The sequence below is a fragment of the Pseudomonas sp. ChxA genome, assembly GCF_030263855.1.
In the GTDB taxonomy this organism is placed as follows: Bacteria; Pseudomonadota; Gammaproteobacteria; order Pseudomonadales; family Pseudomonadaceae; genus Aquipseudomonas; species Aquipseudomonas fluorescens_CB.
Genome location: NZ_JARPMK010000002.1, coordinates 44,150 through 57,656 on the forward strand (window position 1 = coordinate 44,150; position 13,507 = coordinate 57,656).

Genomic DNA, 13,507 nt, shown 5'->3' on the forward strand with positions numbered 1-13,507 from the left:
AAAAGTAACCAAAAGGTCTGTGCCCCACCACTCGGCCCCTCGCTTAGGCTCGGTGTGCCCTCACTCCGGCTTGAATCCGTGGGCCGCCGCGATGGGCCATCCTTGGCCCAGCGCGGCTAACCCGGCGTCCTGCCGGGTTACCCACGGATTCAAGCCTGCGTTCGGCCATCGTGGTTAACGGGGCGTCTCAGATCAAGATCAAGATCTACAGCACGGCGGCCTGAAAGCCGACCTGAGTGGTTGAAGCAAGAGCCAGATCAAGTGCAAGGCAAAAGCCTATCTGAATACACTGAAGAACTGCTTTTCTGTGGGAGCTGGCTTGCCTGCGATGCAGACACCTTGGTGTATCAGGTACACCGAGTTGATGCCATCGCAGGCAAGCCAGCTCCCACATTAGACCGAGTAGGGCTTTGCTGTTGCTGTTGCTGTTGCTCTGGCTCTTACATCCTTTTCGCTGGCGAAGTCAGCGGTCTTTTGATCTGCGCTTTTGATCGTGATCTTGATCTGAAATCGCCCCGTTAAACACGATGGCCGGAATTCGACAGGGATTTGGGGGGTAAACCGGCAGGGATGCCGGTTTAGCCGCGCTGGGCCAAGGATGGCCCATCGCGGCGGCCCCCCAAATCACTGGCGGATTGCGGGCATGCCGAGCCATAGCGAGGCACCGAGTGTTGGGGCGAAGACTTTTTGGTTACTTTTGTGTCTTTACAAAAGTGACCCGCTGTAAGAGCGGAACCAATAGAAGCCGTTACCGCAGCAACGGATATGCCCCCGACCACCCTGCACCACCAAGACCGCCTCAATGTTAACGTTGTGTAAATACCCTTGCCCGCGATAGCGTCAGTTCAAGCGACTCACAACCGCTGAATGGTCACAGCCCCTGCAGGCCCTGCAGGCCCCGGTTGCCCTTCCAGCCCTGGCCGGCCTTTATCGCCGCCATCGGCACGGTACACCAGGCAACCTTTGGACTGCCCGCCTTTGCCCGGTTTGCCCGCCGTACCGGCCAAGCCACCCGGCCCGCCATCGACCCACACTTTGATCTGCTCAGCCGGGAAGCTTTGTGGCAGTTCAACCCGTACGGTCGCACCCGACGCGCCCGGCAGGCCGTCGCCGCCGTTATCGCCATTGGCGCCACGCCCGGCGGAACCCCAGGTGCAACCTGGGTCCACGCCGTTGGCGCCATCCAGGCCTGCATAACCTTGAGCACCGGCGCCGCCACGGGCATCCACCGACAGCTCATCGGCGGTCAGCGCGTTAATGCGCAGCACCAGGTCACGCCCGGCCTTGGCTGGTTTTTCGTGGGTTCCTGGGGCACCGCGTGAAGTGATCTGGCTGCCATGCTCCAGTTGCGCATTACGCACCTGCAATTGCAGCGCGGTATTGCCGGGGGCGATGGTGATGCGCGCCTCGCGGCCCAGATGCAACTCATCCACGGTCACTTGGCTGATGGTCGCCGGCACCAGCAACGTGCCGTAGTCCGCCACATCCAGGCGCTCCAGTTGCAACACGCTGGTGCTGCTGGGCAGGCGCATCAGCGAGTTGGTCTCAACACTGACGCTCTGCGCCAGGGCAACGGGGCTGACCAACAGGGCCAACAGAAAAACCTTATGCATGATTGGCCTCCTTGTTCGTTTCATTAACCGTTGCAGGCGCCGACAGGCCCCGCACATGGAACATCCCCACCAGCAGAATCTGCAAGCGGTCACGCCAAGGGTGGGCACGGTGTTTCAAGCTGCTGTTGAACAACAGCAATTCGAGCAGGTGGGTAAGTAACAACAGACTGCCGGCCAGGCTGACCAACAGGTGAAACGGATTGGTCAGCGGCCGGAACAGGTTGACCAGCACCACCACCCAGAACAACAACGTCAGAAACTTCCCCAGCCCCCAAAACACCTTCATCCCGCATGCCCCTGCCTATTATTCTTTGGGCGCACAGTAACGACTTCTGCAGGCGATTTGCCAGTGAAGGATGAAAAAACTTGCAAAGGGTCGCCGGCAATGCCCCTGCGGTGCCCGCAGGGGCAAGGGCTGTCAGCGGTTGATCTGGATTTCCACGCGACGGTTCAACGCACGCCCTTCAGCGGTTTTGTTATCGGCCACTGGGTGGCTTTCGCCGGCACCGGTCACCGAGACAAAGTTGCTGCGAGGCACACCGGAGCTGACCAGGTAATCCGTCACCGAGTGGGCGCGTTTTTCCGAGAGTTTCTGGTTGTAGGCATCTTTACCGACGCTGTCAGTATGCCCACTGACGCGCAGTTGCGCGCTTGGGGCTTCTTGTTTAAGGCGAGTGGCGATGGTGTCGAGCTTGGTTTTGTCCGCAGCCGTCAGCTTGGCGGAGTCAAACTGGAAGTGCACATCGCGAATCACGATGGTTTCTTCCTTGACCACCACCACTTCCTCAACCACGGCGGCCGGCGGCGCCGGTGGGCAACCATTGGCATCGACCTGCACGCCTTTGGGGGTGCCCGGGCACTTGTCGCGGCTGTCCGGCACACCGTCACCATCTTCGTCGCCGTCGCCATGCACCCAGCAATAGGCGCCGGCCATGCCGCCAATCAACAGCGCACCCGCGCCCGCGTAGGCCGAGCTTTCAGTGGCGCCAATCGCAGCGCCCGTCACACCACCGACTGCTGCACAGGTGGGCCAATCGGTTTTTTGCAACCCTGCGCAACCTGTCAATACTCCGGTTAGCAGAACCAAGGGTAGAGCTGTCCGCATGATGCTCAAGTGATTTCTCCTGAGGGTGTCGGCGGGGGCCGACAGGTGGAGTAAAGACCGCTCTTTTCATCTGCGCCAGTACGCCACACCCCCGGTTTCATTGAGGATCGCCGCATTTTTAGGACTTTTCGCTGCCGCCCGCTCTAGGCCCGCACGCTCAGCCGCGCTAGTCTCTAGGGTTCTGATGTGAGGATCTGTGATGACCGCTGGTATTTCTTCCCGTACTCCCCAGCAAGCCCTGGCCGCTTTGCTCGATTTACACCAGCCCAAACGCCTGTTGTTGTTGGGCGCCAGCCAGTTTCCAGCGCTGGAGGCGTTTCAGGCCGAGCACCCCGACACCGTCGTGGCCATCGCTGCGCCCGGGCCGTTGCCGGCTGAACTCGCGGCGCAGCGTTTTGACCTGGCGTTGGTGGTCGACTGCCTGGAGCACCTGTCAAAACCGCAAGGCCTGACCTTGCTCGGCGGCATTCGCAACCTTAATAGCAGCCGCATTGCGGTGCTGGTGGACCTGGGCGCCTGCGGCTGGAAAGACACCGACTTCTTCTCCCTGGCCCTGCAAGCCGGCGAGCGTTTCCAGCGCGACGAGCAGGTACTGACACTGTTTACCTATGATCTGCTTGACTACAAACAGGTGCCCGACTGGCTCAATGCCCGTTTCTGGGCCAACCCGGAAAATTTTGGAAAGTATTGGTGGTAACCCGATGAGTACATCCATTTGCCCCTGCGGCAGCGGCAACCTGCTGGATGCCTGCTGCGGCCACTATCACGCCGGCCACCCCGCGCCGTGCGCCACCGCGCTGATGCGCTCGCGCTACAGCGCCTATGTGCTGGGCCTGGTGGACTACCTGGTGGCCACTACCTTGCCCGCGCAGCAAGCCGGCCTCGATCGCAACGCGATCAGCGCCTGGAGCGCACAGAGCACCTGGCTGGGCCTGGAGGTGGAAGGTTCGGAAGTGCTCGGCGGCCAGCCGGAACATGCATTCGTGACCTTTACGGCGCGCTGGCATGACAGCACCGGCGAGCACAGCCACCGTGAGCAGTCTTCTTTCGTACAGAATGACGGGCACTGGTACTTCATCGACCCAACGGTTGAGGTGAAGACCGGGCGCAATGATGTATGTTTGTGCGGCAGTGGCCAAAAATTCAAGAAGTGCTGTTCCAGCTACCTCTAACCACCCACAGGGAAAACGCCATGCTTCGGATGTACAGCTTGATGGTGGCGTTGACCCTGAGTCTCAGCGGCTGCGCGTCGTGGTTTGCAGACGATGCACCTACACCCCACGTCGCCCTGGTGAAAGTCGAGGTGGTGCGGGCCAAGCTGCTGGAGCAGAAATTCAAACTGTGGTTTCGCGTGGATAACCGCGACGACGCCGACCTCACGGTGCGCGGCCTGATCTATAAGGTGCGCCTGGGTGGTTTTGTGCTCACCGAAGGCGAGTCCAATGAATGGCTGACCATACCGCCGCGAAGCCACGGTTTTTTTCGGGTGAAGGTGCGCACCAACCTCTGGCCGCAGATCCGTGACGTGGTGCAAATGCTCAAAAACCCGACTAAACCCGTGCCGTATCGCCTGGAAGGTGAGCTGAAAACCGGATTATTCATCGGTAATGACGTGCAGGTCGCTCACAATGGCGAGATAATCCCCGGCGATTTTATTCCGGAGCGACATCGATGACTCAGCAACCCCATGTCCATGGTCCTGACTGCAACCACGATCACGATCACCATGATCACGGCCATGATCACGACCACGGCCATGTCCACGGCCCGAACTGCGGCCACGCTCACCAGGAGCCGGTGCGCAACGCGTTGAAGGACGTGGGTCGTAACGATCCTTGCCCGTGCGGCAGTGAGAAGAAATTCAAGAAGTGCCACGGGGCCTGATGCACTGAATGCAGTCAGTGTGGGAGCTGGCTTGCCTGCGATAGCCATCTGACAGTTAACAATGTGTCAGCTGACCCACCGCCATCGCAGGCAAGCCAGCTCCCACATTCGCTCCGCATTTCAGATCAGAGCTTTCTCTGAAACTGCAGCACCACCTCCAATCCCCCACCCTCACGATTACTCAAACTCAACCGCCCCTCATGCGCCCGTGCAATCGTGTGTGCAATGCTCAGCCCTAGCCCGTAACCGCCCGTGTCGGCGTTGCGTGAGCCTTCGATGCGGTAAAACGGCTCCATCACTTGCTCCAACTGTTCCTGGGGGATCCCCGGGCCACGGTCACTGATGACGATTTTCAAACTGTCCGCCTGATCCTCCACCCGCACCACCACTTCCCGGCCATAACGCACCGCGTTTTCCAGCAGGTTCTGCACGCAACGCTTGAGGCTGCGCGCATAGCCCGGCAGCGGTTGCCGGGCGCGACCGACGATGGTCACGCTTTCGCCCACGTCTTCAAGGTCGGCCTGCAGGCTTTGCAGCAAGGCATTGATGTCGATGTTCTGCCGTGTCTCGTTGATTTCACCGCTGCTGACAAAATCCAGGGTGCTGGAGACCATGTGTTCCATTTCTTCCAGGTCGCTGCGAAAACGCTCCTTGGTGCGCGTGTCTTCGAGCATTTCGGTGCGCAGGCGCAGGCGTGTGATCGGCGAGCGCAGGTCGTGGGAAATCGCCGCCAGAAAGCGCGTGCGCTCGGCAATGTTGGCGATCAGCCGTTGCTGCATCGCATTAAACGCCTGGGCCGCGCGGCGCACTTCGGTGGGACCGTCCAACGCTAACGGCGGGCGCTGAATATCCCGGCCCAGGGCTTCGGCGGCCTTGGCCAAGGCATTGAGCGGGCGGATGGCCAGGCGCACCGCCACCAGCGCGATGATCACCAGCACCAGCACACGTAACAAATAGATGCGCATCACGTAGTCGAACAGCAAATCCAGCGGCGACGTACTGGTCCAGCCCTGCTCCTCACTGGCGTCCACCTGCAACCAGCGCCCATCGGGCAGGCGCAGGTCGATCAGGAACTGCCCGATGACCGGCTTGGAACTGAGCAGGGTCGAGAGACCGGCGCTTTGCCCCTCGCCATCGACCAGAGACAGGCGCAACAACATCAGGGTCTGGGAATAACCGGTTTTCTGCGACAGCACCTGCTTTATCAGCCGCTCGGTGGGCCGGTCACTGTCGGTCAACGTGCTCGGCGTGCTGCTGGCCTGATCGCTTAAGGTCAGCTGAAAGTGCGGCGTATTGAGCAGTTTGATCAACTGGTCGGCCTGTTGCGGGTCGCTGTGTACCAGGCGCACCACGTCAGCCAGGCGTGTGGCGATCAACCGCGCAGGAATCTCCAGCACCTGGCCATGCCGACGGTCGTACCAGATGCTGCTGGTCAGCGCCTGGGCCGCGAGCATGCCGCTGACCAGAATCAGCACCAGCCGCCCGAACAGCGAACGCGGCAGCAGTCTCACGACTCCAGCACCACATCATCGGCGGTCAGCATGTAACCCTCATTGCGCACGGTTTTGATCAGCCCCGCCGGCAGCTGCGAGCGCAGGCGGCTGACGCACACGTCGATGGAGCGGTCGAACGGCGTGCTGTCCTTGTCGAACACATGGTTGAGCAAAAAATCTCGACTCAATGGCCGGTTCGGGTGCTGCAACAGCAGGCGCAGCACGCGGTAATCCGAGTTGCCCAGGCTCACCACCACGCCCTCGGGCGTGAGCAATTGCCGCGCGCGCGTGTCGAGCTGCCAGCCGGCAAAATGAATACTCGGCGCCTCGTCCAGCCGCGCGCGGTCCGGAAAGCTCTGCACCCGGCGCAGCACCACCTTGATCCGCACCAGCAACTCACGCGGGTCGAACGGCTTGGGCAGGTAGTCGTCGGCGCCGATTTCGAGGCCGACGATGCGGTCGATCAACGAGCCTTTGGCGGTAAGCATTACCACCGGCGTGTTGGAGCTGACGCGCAGTTCGCGGCACAGGCTCAAGCCGTCTTCGCCGGGCAGCATCAGGTCAAGCACGATCAGGTCGATCACATTCAGCGCCAGGCGGCGGCGCATTTCCTTGCCGTCGGCGGCGGTGGACACTTGAAAACCCGCGTCGCTCAAGTAGTCGCAGAGCAACTGACGGATTTGCGGGTCATCATCAACGATCAGCAGGTGGTCAAGCTTGGCCATGGGCAGTCAATCCGAAAACTCAAAACGCAGGAGATAGCCGAAATTTCATCCAGCGATACACGCAAATGTAATGGAATGTTGTAGGAAACCATAATCACGCATCAGCGATACAAAGCCAGGGCATGGCAGGCGGAATCGCTCTTTAGACTACCGAACCTAAATGAGAGTAATTGTAATTTAGACTCGGATCATCACCTATGTCATTGCCCACGCCCCAACGTCACACGCTGCACACAACCCTGGCACCGATGTTCGGTTTCCTCGCCGCCGGCAGTGTTGCGCCGACCGCCTGGGCCGATGCGCCGGCCGCCACGCCGAATGATTCGGTGGTAAGCCTGCCGCAAATCAAGGTCGACGGCCAGGAAGCCACCTCCACGTTCAAAGTCGACCGCGTGACCTCGGCCAAAATCAGCCAGCCACTGCTCGACGCCCCGCAAAGCGTGACCATCGTGCCGCAGCAGGTGCTTAAGGAGCAGAACGCGCAGACCTTGCAGGAAGTGTTGCGCAACGTGCCCGGCATCACCTTCATGTCCGGCGAAGGCAACCTGGGCTGGGGCGATCTGTTTTCGATCCGCGGTTTCTCCTCCGAGCAGAGCCTGACCGTCGACGGCGTGCGCGATGCGGGCATGTCCACACGTACCGACACCTTCAACCTGCAACAGGCCGAAGTGTTCAAGGGCACCGGCTCGATCGAGTCGGGCGTTTCCGCCGTGGGCGGCAGCGTCAACCTGGTGAGTAAAGAAGCGCACTTGGGCGACGCCAACAAGGTGTCCGCCGGGATCGGCACCGACAGCTACCGTCGCCTCACCGCCGACCTCAATAAACAGCTGAACGACACCACCGCCGTGCGCATCAACCTGATGAAGCACTACAACCAAGTGGCCGACCGCGACGACGTGGACTACGACCGCTGGGGCATCGCCACCTCGTTCGGCTTCGGCCTGGGCACCGACACGCGCTTCTTCGTCGACACCTTTTACCAGAAAGACACCAACACCCCGGACGGCGGCGTGCCGATCCAGCGCGGCACCGACGGCCACCGCATGCCCGGCGTCAAACGCTCCAACTGGTACGGCGACTCCAGCCTTTATACGCAGGAGAACGAAACCACCTCGCTGACCGCTCGCTTCGAGCATGACTTTGACTGGAACGACGCCCACCTGCGCAACCAGACCCGTTGGGAACGCAGCGACAACTTTGCCGTACTGTCCCCGGCACGCTTCTTCGCCGCCGATGCAAGCGGTAAAAAAACCTGCACTGGCGCCCGCTGTGCGACCTTGGGCTACACCGGCGTAGGGCCAATCAGCCAAGTGCCCGGCAGCACGGTGAATGCCTACACCGACTACGTGAACAACAGCAACACCGGCTACGGCATCCTGCGGGGCAGCGACTTTGGCTTGTCCAAGCGCTACACCATCCTGGATAACCAGACCGATTTCAGCTTCACGTTCAACACCGGCAGCCTGCAGCACGCCGTGGTCAGTGGCCTGGAGTTCTATCACGAGACGTATGGCGGCCTGAAACGCAACGCCGAAGTGCCGGCCGGCGACATGTTCTTCAACATGAACGACCCCAGCCACAGCTTCACCAGCACCTACGTGACCAAAGGCGAAGGCGACCCGCGCTCAGTGATCGATAACGCCGGCATCTACGCGGGCGACACCGTCACCCTCAACGAGCAATGGCAAGTGCTCGGCTCGCTGCGCTACGACAACTGGCGCGCGCAAACCAGCCAGCGCGGCCAGGCCGACATCAGCAGCACCGACGGTGCGGTGAGTGGTCGCGTCGGCGCGGTGTACAAGCCATTGCCGAACGGCAGCATCTACGTGTCTTACAGCGAGGCGGCACAACCGTCGGCGCTGGGCGCGTCCACCAACAACCAGATCTACGGCGCGTCCACCACCAGCAACTACAGCCCGGCCAAATCGAAAACCTACGAGATCGGCACCAAGTGGGACATTGCCCACGACATGCTCAATGTCACGGCGGCGATCTTCCGCACCGAACTGGACAACGCCTGGGAATACCAGGACGGCGAATCCGCCCCGGTGCGCGCCCTGCCCGCCAAGCGTGTGGACGGCATCGAACTCGGCCTGCAAGGCAATATCACCCCGCGCTGGACCGCCTACACCGGCTTCTCGGCGCTCAAAAGCACGCAGACCAAAGGCATCAACAAGGGCGCCGAAGCCAAGAACGTTCCCGACCTGACCGCCAACCTGTGGACCACCTACGCCGTCACCGACGCCCTGAGCCTCAGCTACGGCGAGCAATACGTGGGCCGTCGCCGCTACAGCGACAACAAGTATGTCGGCGGTTTGAACAACAACAGCAGTTACGCCAACGGCCCGTCCGGTGTGTATGCGATCTACACCCGCGACCACGAAAAAGCCCCGGGTTACTGGCTGAGCAACCTGGCGGCGCAATACAAGGTGAACAAGGACACCACGGTCAACCTCAACCTCAACAACGTGTTTAACAAGTTCTATTACAGCCAGGTCGGCGCGTCCCTTGACGGCTTCCAGCTCTACGGCATCCCAGGTGCCGGTCGCACGCTTACCGCCAGTGTCGATTATGAATTCTGATTGCCCCTCACACGGAGTCCTTTGCATGTTCAAACCTCGTAACGTGATCAAGCTTGGCGTGCTGTGCGCCGCGCTGGTCCTCGGCCACGCCGAAACTGCCGCCGCCCATGAAGTCACCGACGTGTTGGGCCGCAAGGTCGACGTCAAAGACCACGTCAAACGGGTGGTACTCGGCGAAGGCCGCTTGATTTCGGCGTTTGCCTTGCTCGACAAGGACGCGCCGTTCCAACGCATCGTCGGCTGGCAGAATGATTTGAAGCTGCTGGACCAGCACACTTACAACGCCTATGTGGCGAAGTTTCCGACGGTCAAAGACATCCCGTTGATCGGGCAAGCGTCGGAGCAGAGTGTCAGCGCTGAGGAAATTCTCTCGCTGAAACCGGACCTGGCGGTGTTCAGCATTTCCGGCCACGGCCCGACCGAACACAGCGCGGTGGCAGACGTGCTGGCCAAAGCCGGCATCCCGGTGTTGTTCGTCGACTTTCGCATCAACCCGGTGCAGGGCACTCACACCAGCATGAACGCGCTGGGCCAGGCCTTGGGCCGTGAAGCCCAGGCCAAGGCGTTCCTGGGTTTCTATGACCAGCACATCAAGGCCATCACCGACGCCGTTGCCACCTTGCCGGCCGGCCCGCGCCCGAGTGTGTTCCTAGAACTGTTGGCCGGTGCCTGGCAGGCGCCGGGGCACACCACCGGCAAAAGCGGCATGGGTGAAGTGATCAAGCTGGTCGGCGGGCGCAATATCGCCGCCGATGTGGTGCCGGGTGCGCTGGGGGATATCAGCGTTGAATACGCGCTCAAGGCCGACCCGGATGTGTACGTGGCCACCGGCAATCACAAACCAGGGTTGATTCTCGGCGCTGGCGTGAGCACCGATGAAGCCCGCGAGGCGTTTGATCGGGTACTGGCGCGGCCGGAGTTCGCCAACCTGCGTGCCATCCGCGAGGGCAATGCCCACGGCCTGTGGCATGACTTCTACAACTCGCCGTACAACCTGCTGGCGATTGAAGTATTGGCCAAATGGGTACACCCGCAACTGTTCGCCAAACTAGATCCGCAGGCCACCATGGAACAGATCAACCAGCAGTTCCTGGGGATGCCGTTGCAGGGTGCTTATTGGATTGACGCCACGGCCAAGTAACACCTGTCGACCTGCAGGAATGCAGGAATGCAGGAATGCAGTCAGTGTGGGAGCTGGCTTGCCTGCGATAGCAGTGTGTCAGTCACTGAATTAATCGACTGGCACACCGCAATCGCAGCGATGCGGCGACCCGACAAGCCAGCTCCCACATTTGAATTTTCGTTGTTTTCAACATTGTGTGAGCCCCATGACCACTCAAACTCTCGACCTTGCCAGTGCCACTCACGGCTATCGCCGCTTGCTGGCCCGGCGTGCCTGGCTGTTGGCGCTGCTCGGCTTCGCGCTGGTCTGCGCCATTCTGGTGGACCTGGCCAGCGGCCCGTCGGGCATGGGCCTGTTGGCGTTGCTCGACGGCATCCTGCATCCGTCGCACCTGAGCGCCACTGACCAGGTGATCATCTGGAACGTGCGCCTGCCCTACGCGCTGATGGCGGTGCTGGTGGGTTGCGCGCTGTCGCTGGCCGGGGCCGAGATGCAGGCGATCCTCAATAACCCGTTGGCCAGCCCGTTTACGTTGGGCGTGTCGTCGGCGGCGGCCTTGGGCGCGTCGTTGGTCATCGTGTTTCCGGTGACCACGCTGTGGGTGTCGGCCAATACCGCGATTTCCATCTCGGCGTTTATCTTTGCCGCCGCCTCGGTATTCTTGCTGCAAGCCATGTCACGCCTGCGCGGGGCGGGCGTGGAAAGCCTGGTGCTATTCGGCATCGCGCTGGTGTTCAGTTGCAACGCCGTGGTGGCCTTGCTGCAACTGGTGGCCACCGAAGACGTGTTGCAACAGCTAGTGTTCTGGACCTTGGGCAGCGTGACCCGTGCCAACTGGGACAAGCTCGGCATCCTCGCCTTTGTCGTTGCCGTGGTGCTGCCGTTTTCCTTCGCCGCCGCGCCGCGCCTGACCCTGCTGCGCATGGGCGAAGACCGCGCACAAAGCTTTGGCGTGGACGTGAAGCGCCTGCGTTTTTTTTCGTTGCTGCGTATCAGCCTGCTGTCGGCCACTGCCGTGGCGTTTGTCGGCACCATCGGTTTTATCGGCTTGGTGGGGCCGCATATCGCGCGGATTCTGGTGGGTGAAGACCAGCGTTTCCTGCTGCCCGCCAGTGCGTTGACCGGCGCGTTGCTGCTGGCGCTGTCGTCGATTGCCAGCAAACTGATCATGCCCGGCGTGATTGTGCCGGTGGGCATTGTCACCGCCTTGGTAGGCGTGCCGATTTTTGTGGTGTTGGTGTTCAAGCGTGGGAGGCAGTTATGAGTGCGGGGTTATCGGTACACAACGCCAATGTCAGCTACGGGCGCCGGCAGATTGTGCATGAGCTGAGCTTGCCGACCCTGCCCCACGGCAGCCTCACCGCCTTGATCGGCCCTAATGGCGCGGGTAAATCCACGCTGCTGCGGGCCATCGCCGGGCTGGAAAAGATGCAAGGCGTGGTAAGGCTGGGTGACCTTGACCTGTCAGCCATGTCGGTGGCCGAGCGTGCGCGACGCGTGACTTACATGCCGCAAAACCTGCCGCCGGGCCTGAGCCTCAGCGTGATGGAAAGCGTGATCGCCGCGCTGCGTGTGGCCAATGTGGACGGCATTCCGTTATCCAGCGAAGCCTGCCTGCGCGAAGCCTTCGAAGCATTGCAGCGTATCGGCATCGCGCATTTGGCCGATCAACTGCTGAGCACGTTATCGGGCGGCCAGCGCCAATTGGTCAGCCTCGCGCAGCTGATTGCGCGGCGCCCGCAAGTGATGCTGCTCGACGAACCCACCAGCGCGCTCGACCTCAATTACCAATTGAAAGTCATGGACTGCGTGCGCGCGCTGGTGCGCGAACACAACTTGATCGCCGTGGTGGTGCTGCATGACATCAACCTGGCTGCACGCTTCGCCGACCATATTGCCGTGCTGCGCCAGGGCCGGTTGTACGCCAGCGGCGTGGCGGATGAAGTGCTCGACCCGGCGTTGTTTGCCGAGGTCTATGGCGTACAGGTGCGCATTGAGCGGTGCTCGCAGCAGTCATTGCAGGTGTTGGTCGATGGTGCGGTGTGATTTGCTTCTAAGGTTAGACGTAAATGTTTGATTGAATTATTGCCCCTTGATCATCACCTATAGAGACAGGCATTCGCTCATTTGGAGAGCTTCATGATCGACCTGTACTACTGGACCACCCCCAACGGTCACAAAGTATCGCTGTTCCTGGAAGAAGCCGGCCTGCCCTACAAGGTGCACCCGATCAACATCGGCCAGGGCGACCAGTTCAAGCCGGACTTCCTGAAGATCGCTCCCAACAACCGCATCCCGGCCATCGTCGATCACAACCCGACCGACGGCGGCGCGCCGATTTCGCTGTTCGAATCCGGCGCGATCTTGCTGTACCTCGCGGAAAAAACCGGCCAATTCATTCCAAAAGACCTGCGCGGCCGTCAGGAAGTGCTGCAATGGCTGTTCTGGCAAATGGGCGGGCTGGGTCCGATGGCGGGTCAGAATCATCACTTCAGCCAGTTCGCACCGGAAAAGATTCCTTACGCGATCAAGCGTTACGTGGACGAAACCGCGCGCTTGTACGGCGTGTTGGACCGACGCCTGGCAGATCGCGCGTTCGTGGCGGGCGAGGACTACAGCATCGCCGACATGGCGATCTACCCATGGATTGTTTCCCACAAGTGGCAGAGCCAGCGTCTGGAAGACTTCCCGCACGTGCAGCGCTGGTTCAACAGCATCAAGGAACGGCCGGCGACGGTGCGGGCGTATGAACTGGTGCAGAAAGTGAATCCGCCAAAATCCTGATTCAAAGTCCTGCTCGGTCAAAATGTGGGAGCTGGCTTGCCTGCGATAGCATCACCTCGGTGTAACTGAGACACCGAGGCGTCAGCATCGCAGGCAAGCCAGCTCCCACATTGATCTCTACCGGTCTCAAGATCTCACGCTTAACCCAAACTCCTGCTTGCGTCGTTTCGCCGCGCTCACTAACGTAGCGCCTTTAAT

At 60.9% G+C, this 13,507-nt stretch carries 14 protein-coding genes; 9 read left to right on the forward strand and 5 right to left on the reverse strand.

The features are described from left to right. Positions 1-854 precede the first annotated feature (854 nt). From P5706_RS25875 to P5706_RS25885, 3 genes are all read right to left on the reverse strand, one after another. The gene (locus tag P5706_RS25875) at positions 855-1,613 is read right to left on the reverse strand and encodes a collagen-like protein (protein WP_200434587.1); all 759 of its coding nucleotides are present in this window, start codon (positions 1,611-1,613) and stop codon (positions 855-857) included. Next, positions 1,606-1,899, reverse strand: coding sequence for a DUF1145 domain-containing protein (locus P5706_RS25880; RefSeq protein ID WP_056857501.1), 294 nt, complete (start codon positions 1,897-1,899; stop codon positions 1,606-1,608). Before P5706_RS25880 ends, P5706_RS25875 begins: the two co-directional genes overlap by 8 nt. 132 nt (positions 1,900-2,031) lie before the next feature. Further along, positions 2,032-2,727, reverse strand: a complete 696-nt coding sequence (locus tag P5706_RS25885; protein WP_200434585.1) for a PA1041 family peptidoglycan-binding anchor lipoprotein — start codon at positions 2,725-2,727, stop codon at positions 2,032-2,034. A 190-nt stretch (positions 2,728-2,917) separates the two neighbouring features. On the opposite strand from P5706_RS25885, the gene P5706_RS25890 reads away from it, so the two are divergent. From P5706_RS25890 to P5706_RS25905, 4 genes are read left to right on the forward strand one after another with little or no spacing between them, the layout of a single operon-like run. After that, on the forward strand, positions 2,918-3,415 hold the full coding sequence (locus P5706_RS25890) for a DUF6231 family protein (protein ID WP_285682912.1): 498 nt from the start codon (positions 2,918-2,920) through the stop codon (positions 3,413-3,415). Positions 3,416-3,419: 4 nt separating this feature from the next. Next, the gene (locus tag P5706_RS25895) at positions 3,420-3,890 is read left to right on the forward strand and encodes a YchJ family protein (RefSeq protein WP_285682914.1); all 471 of its coding nucleotides are present in this window, start codon (positions 3,420-3,422) and stop codon (positions 3,888-3,890) included. Positions 3,891-3,910: 20 nt separating this feature from the next. Further along, positions 3,911-4,393, forward strand: coding sequence for an LEA/WHy family protein (locus tag P5706_RS25900; protein WP_285682916.1), 483 nt, complete (start codon positions 3,911-3,913; stop codon positions 4,391-4,393). Continuing rightward, a complete protein-coding gene (locus P5706_RS25905) occupies positions 4,390-4,602 on the forward strand; it encodes an SEC-C metal-binding domain-containing protein (RefSeq protein WP_082463548.1) in 213 nt (70 codons plus the stop codon). The genes P5706_RS25900 and P5706_RS25905 overlap by 4 nt, the downstream gene beginning before the upstream one ends. A 125-nt stretch (positions 4,603-4,727) precedes the next feature. On the opposite strand, the gene P5706_RS25910 is transcribed toward P5706_RS25905, so the two are convergent. After that, complete coding sequence (locus tag P5706_RS25910; protein ID WP_285682920.1) at positions 4,728-6,113, reverse strand: ATP-binding protein; 1,386 nt, start codon at positions 6,111-6,113, stop codon at positions 4,728-4,730. Further along, a complete protein-coding gene (locus tag P5706_RS25915) occupies positions 6,110-6,820 on the reverse strand; it encodes a response regulator (protein WP_285682922.1) in 711 nt (236 codons plus the stop codon). The genes P5706_RS25910 and P5706_RS25915 overlap by 4 nt, the downstream gene beginning before the upstream one ends. Before the next feature lie 197 nt (positions 6,821-7,017). On the opposite strand from P5706_RS25915, the gene P5706_RS25920 reads away from it, so the two are divergent. From P5706_RS25920 to P5706_RS25940, 5 genes are all read left to right on the forward strand, one after another. Continuing rightward, complete coding sequence (locus P5706_RS25920; RefSeq protein ID WP_285682924.1) at positions 7,018-9,402, forward strand: TonB-dependent receptor; 2,385 nt, start codon at positions 7,018-7,020, stop codon at positions 9,400-9,402. A 25-nt stretch (positions 9,403-9,427) separates the two neighbouring features. Next, the gene (locus P5706_RS25925) at positions 9,428-10,543 is read left to right on the forward strand and encodes an ABC transporter substrate-binding protein (protein WP_285682925.1); all 1,116 of its coding nucleotides are present in this window, start codon (positions 9,428-9,430) and stop codon (positions 10,541-10,543) included. A 187-nt stretch (positions 10,544-10,730) separates the two neighbouring features. Next, the gene (locus P5706_RS25930) at positions 10,731-11,789 is read left to right on the forward strand and encodes a FecCD family ABC transporter permease (protein WP_200434576.1); all 1,059 of its coding nucleotides are present in this window, start codon (positions 10,731-10,733) and stop codon (positions 11,787-11,789) included. Next, the gene (locus P5706_RS25935; protein WP_200434575.1) at positions 11,786-12,571 is read left to right on the forward strand and encodes an ABC transporter ATP-binding protein; all 786 of its coding nucleotides are present in this window, start codon (positions 11,786-11,788) and stop codon (positions 12,569-12,571) included. The genes P5706_RS25930 and P5706_RS25935 overlap by 4 nt, the downstream gene beginning before the upstream one ends. 93 nt (positions 12,572-12,664) lie before the next feature. Continuing rightward, entirely contained in the window at positions 12,665-13,309 is a 645-nt protein-coding gene (locus P5706_RS25940; protein ID WP_285682930.1) for a glutathione S-transferase N-terminal domain-containing protein, read from the forward strand. The last annotated feature ends 198 nt before the right edge of the window (positions 13,310-13,507 follow it).

Excerpts from the sequence above, each read along its gene's own strand:
- P5706_RS25875 (WP_200434587.1), bottom strand. The coding sequence starts at position 1,613 with ATGCATAAGGTTTTTCTGTTGGCCCTGTTGGTCAGCCCCGTTGCCCTG.
- P5706_RS25880 (WP_056857501.1), bottom strand. The coding sequence starts at position 1,899 with ATGAAGGTGTTTTGGGGGCTGGGGAAGTTTCTGACGTTGTTGTTCTGG.
- P5706_RS25890 (WP_285682912.1), top strand. The coding sequence starts at position 2,918 with ATGACCGCTGGTATTTCTTCCCGTACTCCCCAGCAAGCCCTGGCCGCT.
- P5706_RS25895 (WP_285682914.1), top strand. The coding sequence starts at position 3,420 with ATGAGTACATCCATTTGCCCCTGCGGCAGCGGCAACCTGCTGGATGCC.
- P5706_RS25900 (WP_285682916.1), top strand. The coding sequence starts at position 3,911 with ATGCTTCGGATGTACAGCTTGATGGTGGCGTTGACCCTGAGTCTCAGC.
- P5706_RS25905 (WP_082463548.1), top strand. The coding sequence starts at position 4,390 with ATGACTCAGCAACCCCATGTCCATGGTCCTGACTGCAACCACGATCAC.
- P5706_RS25915 (WP_285682922.1), bottom strand. The coding sequence starts at position 6,820 with ATGGCCAAGCTTGACCACCTGCTGATCGTTGATGATGACCCGCAAATC.
- P5706_RS25920 (WP_285682924.1), top strand. The coding sequence starts at position 7,018 with ATGTCATTGCCCACGCCCCAACGTCACACGCTGCACACAACCCTGGCA.
- P5706_RS25925 (WP_285682925.1), top strand. The coding sequence starts at position 9,428 with ATGTTCAAACCTCGTAACGTGATCAAGCTTGGCGTGCTGTGCGCCGCG.
- P5706_RS25930 (WP_200434576.1), top strand. The coding sequence starts at position 10,731 with ATGACCACTCAAACTCTCGACCTTGCCAGTGCCACTCACGGCTATCGC.
- P5706_RS25935 (WP_200434575.1), top strand. The coding sequence starts at position 11,786 with ATGAGTGCGGGGTTATCGGTACACAACGCCAATGTCAGCTACGGGCGC.
- P5706_RS25940 (WP_285682930.1), top strand. The coding sequence starts at position 12,665 with ATGATCGACCTGTACTACTGGACCACCCCCAACGGTCACAAAGTATCG.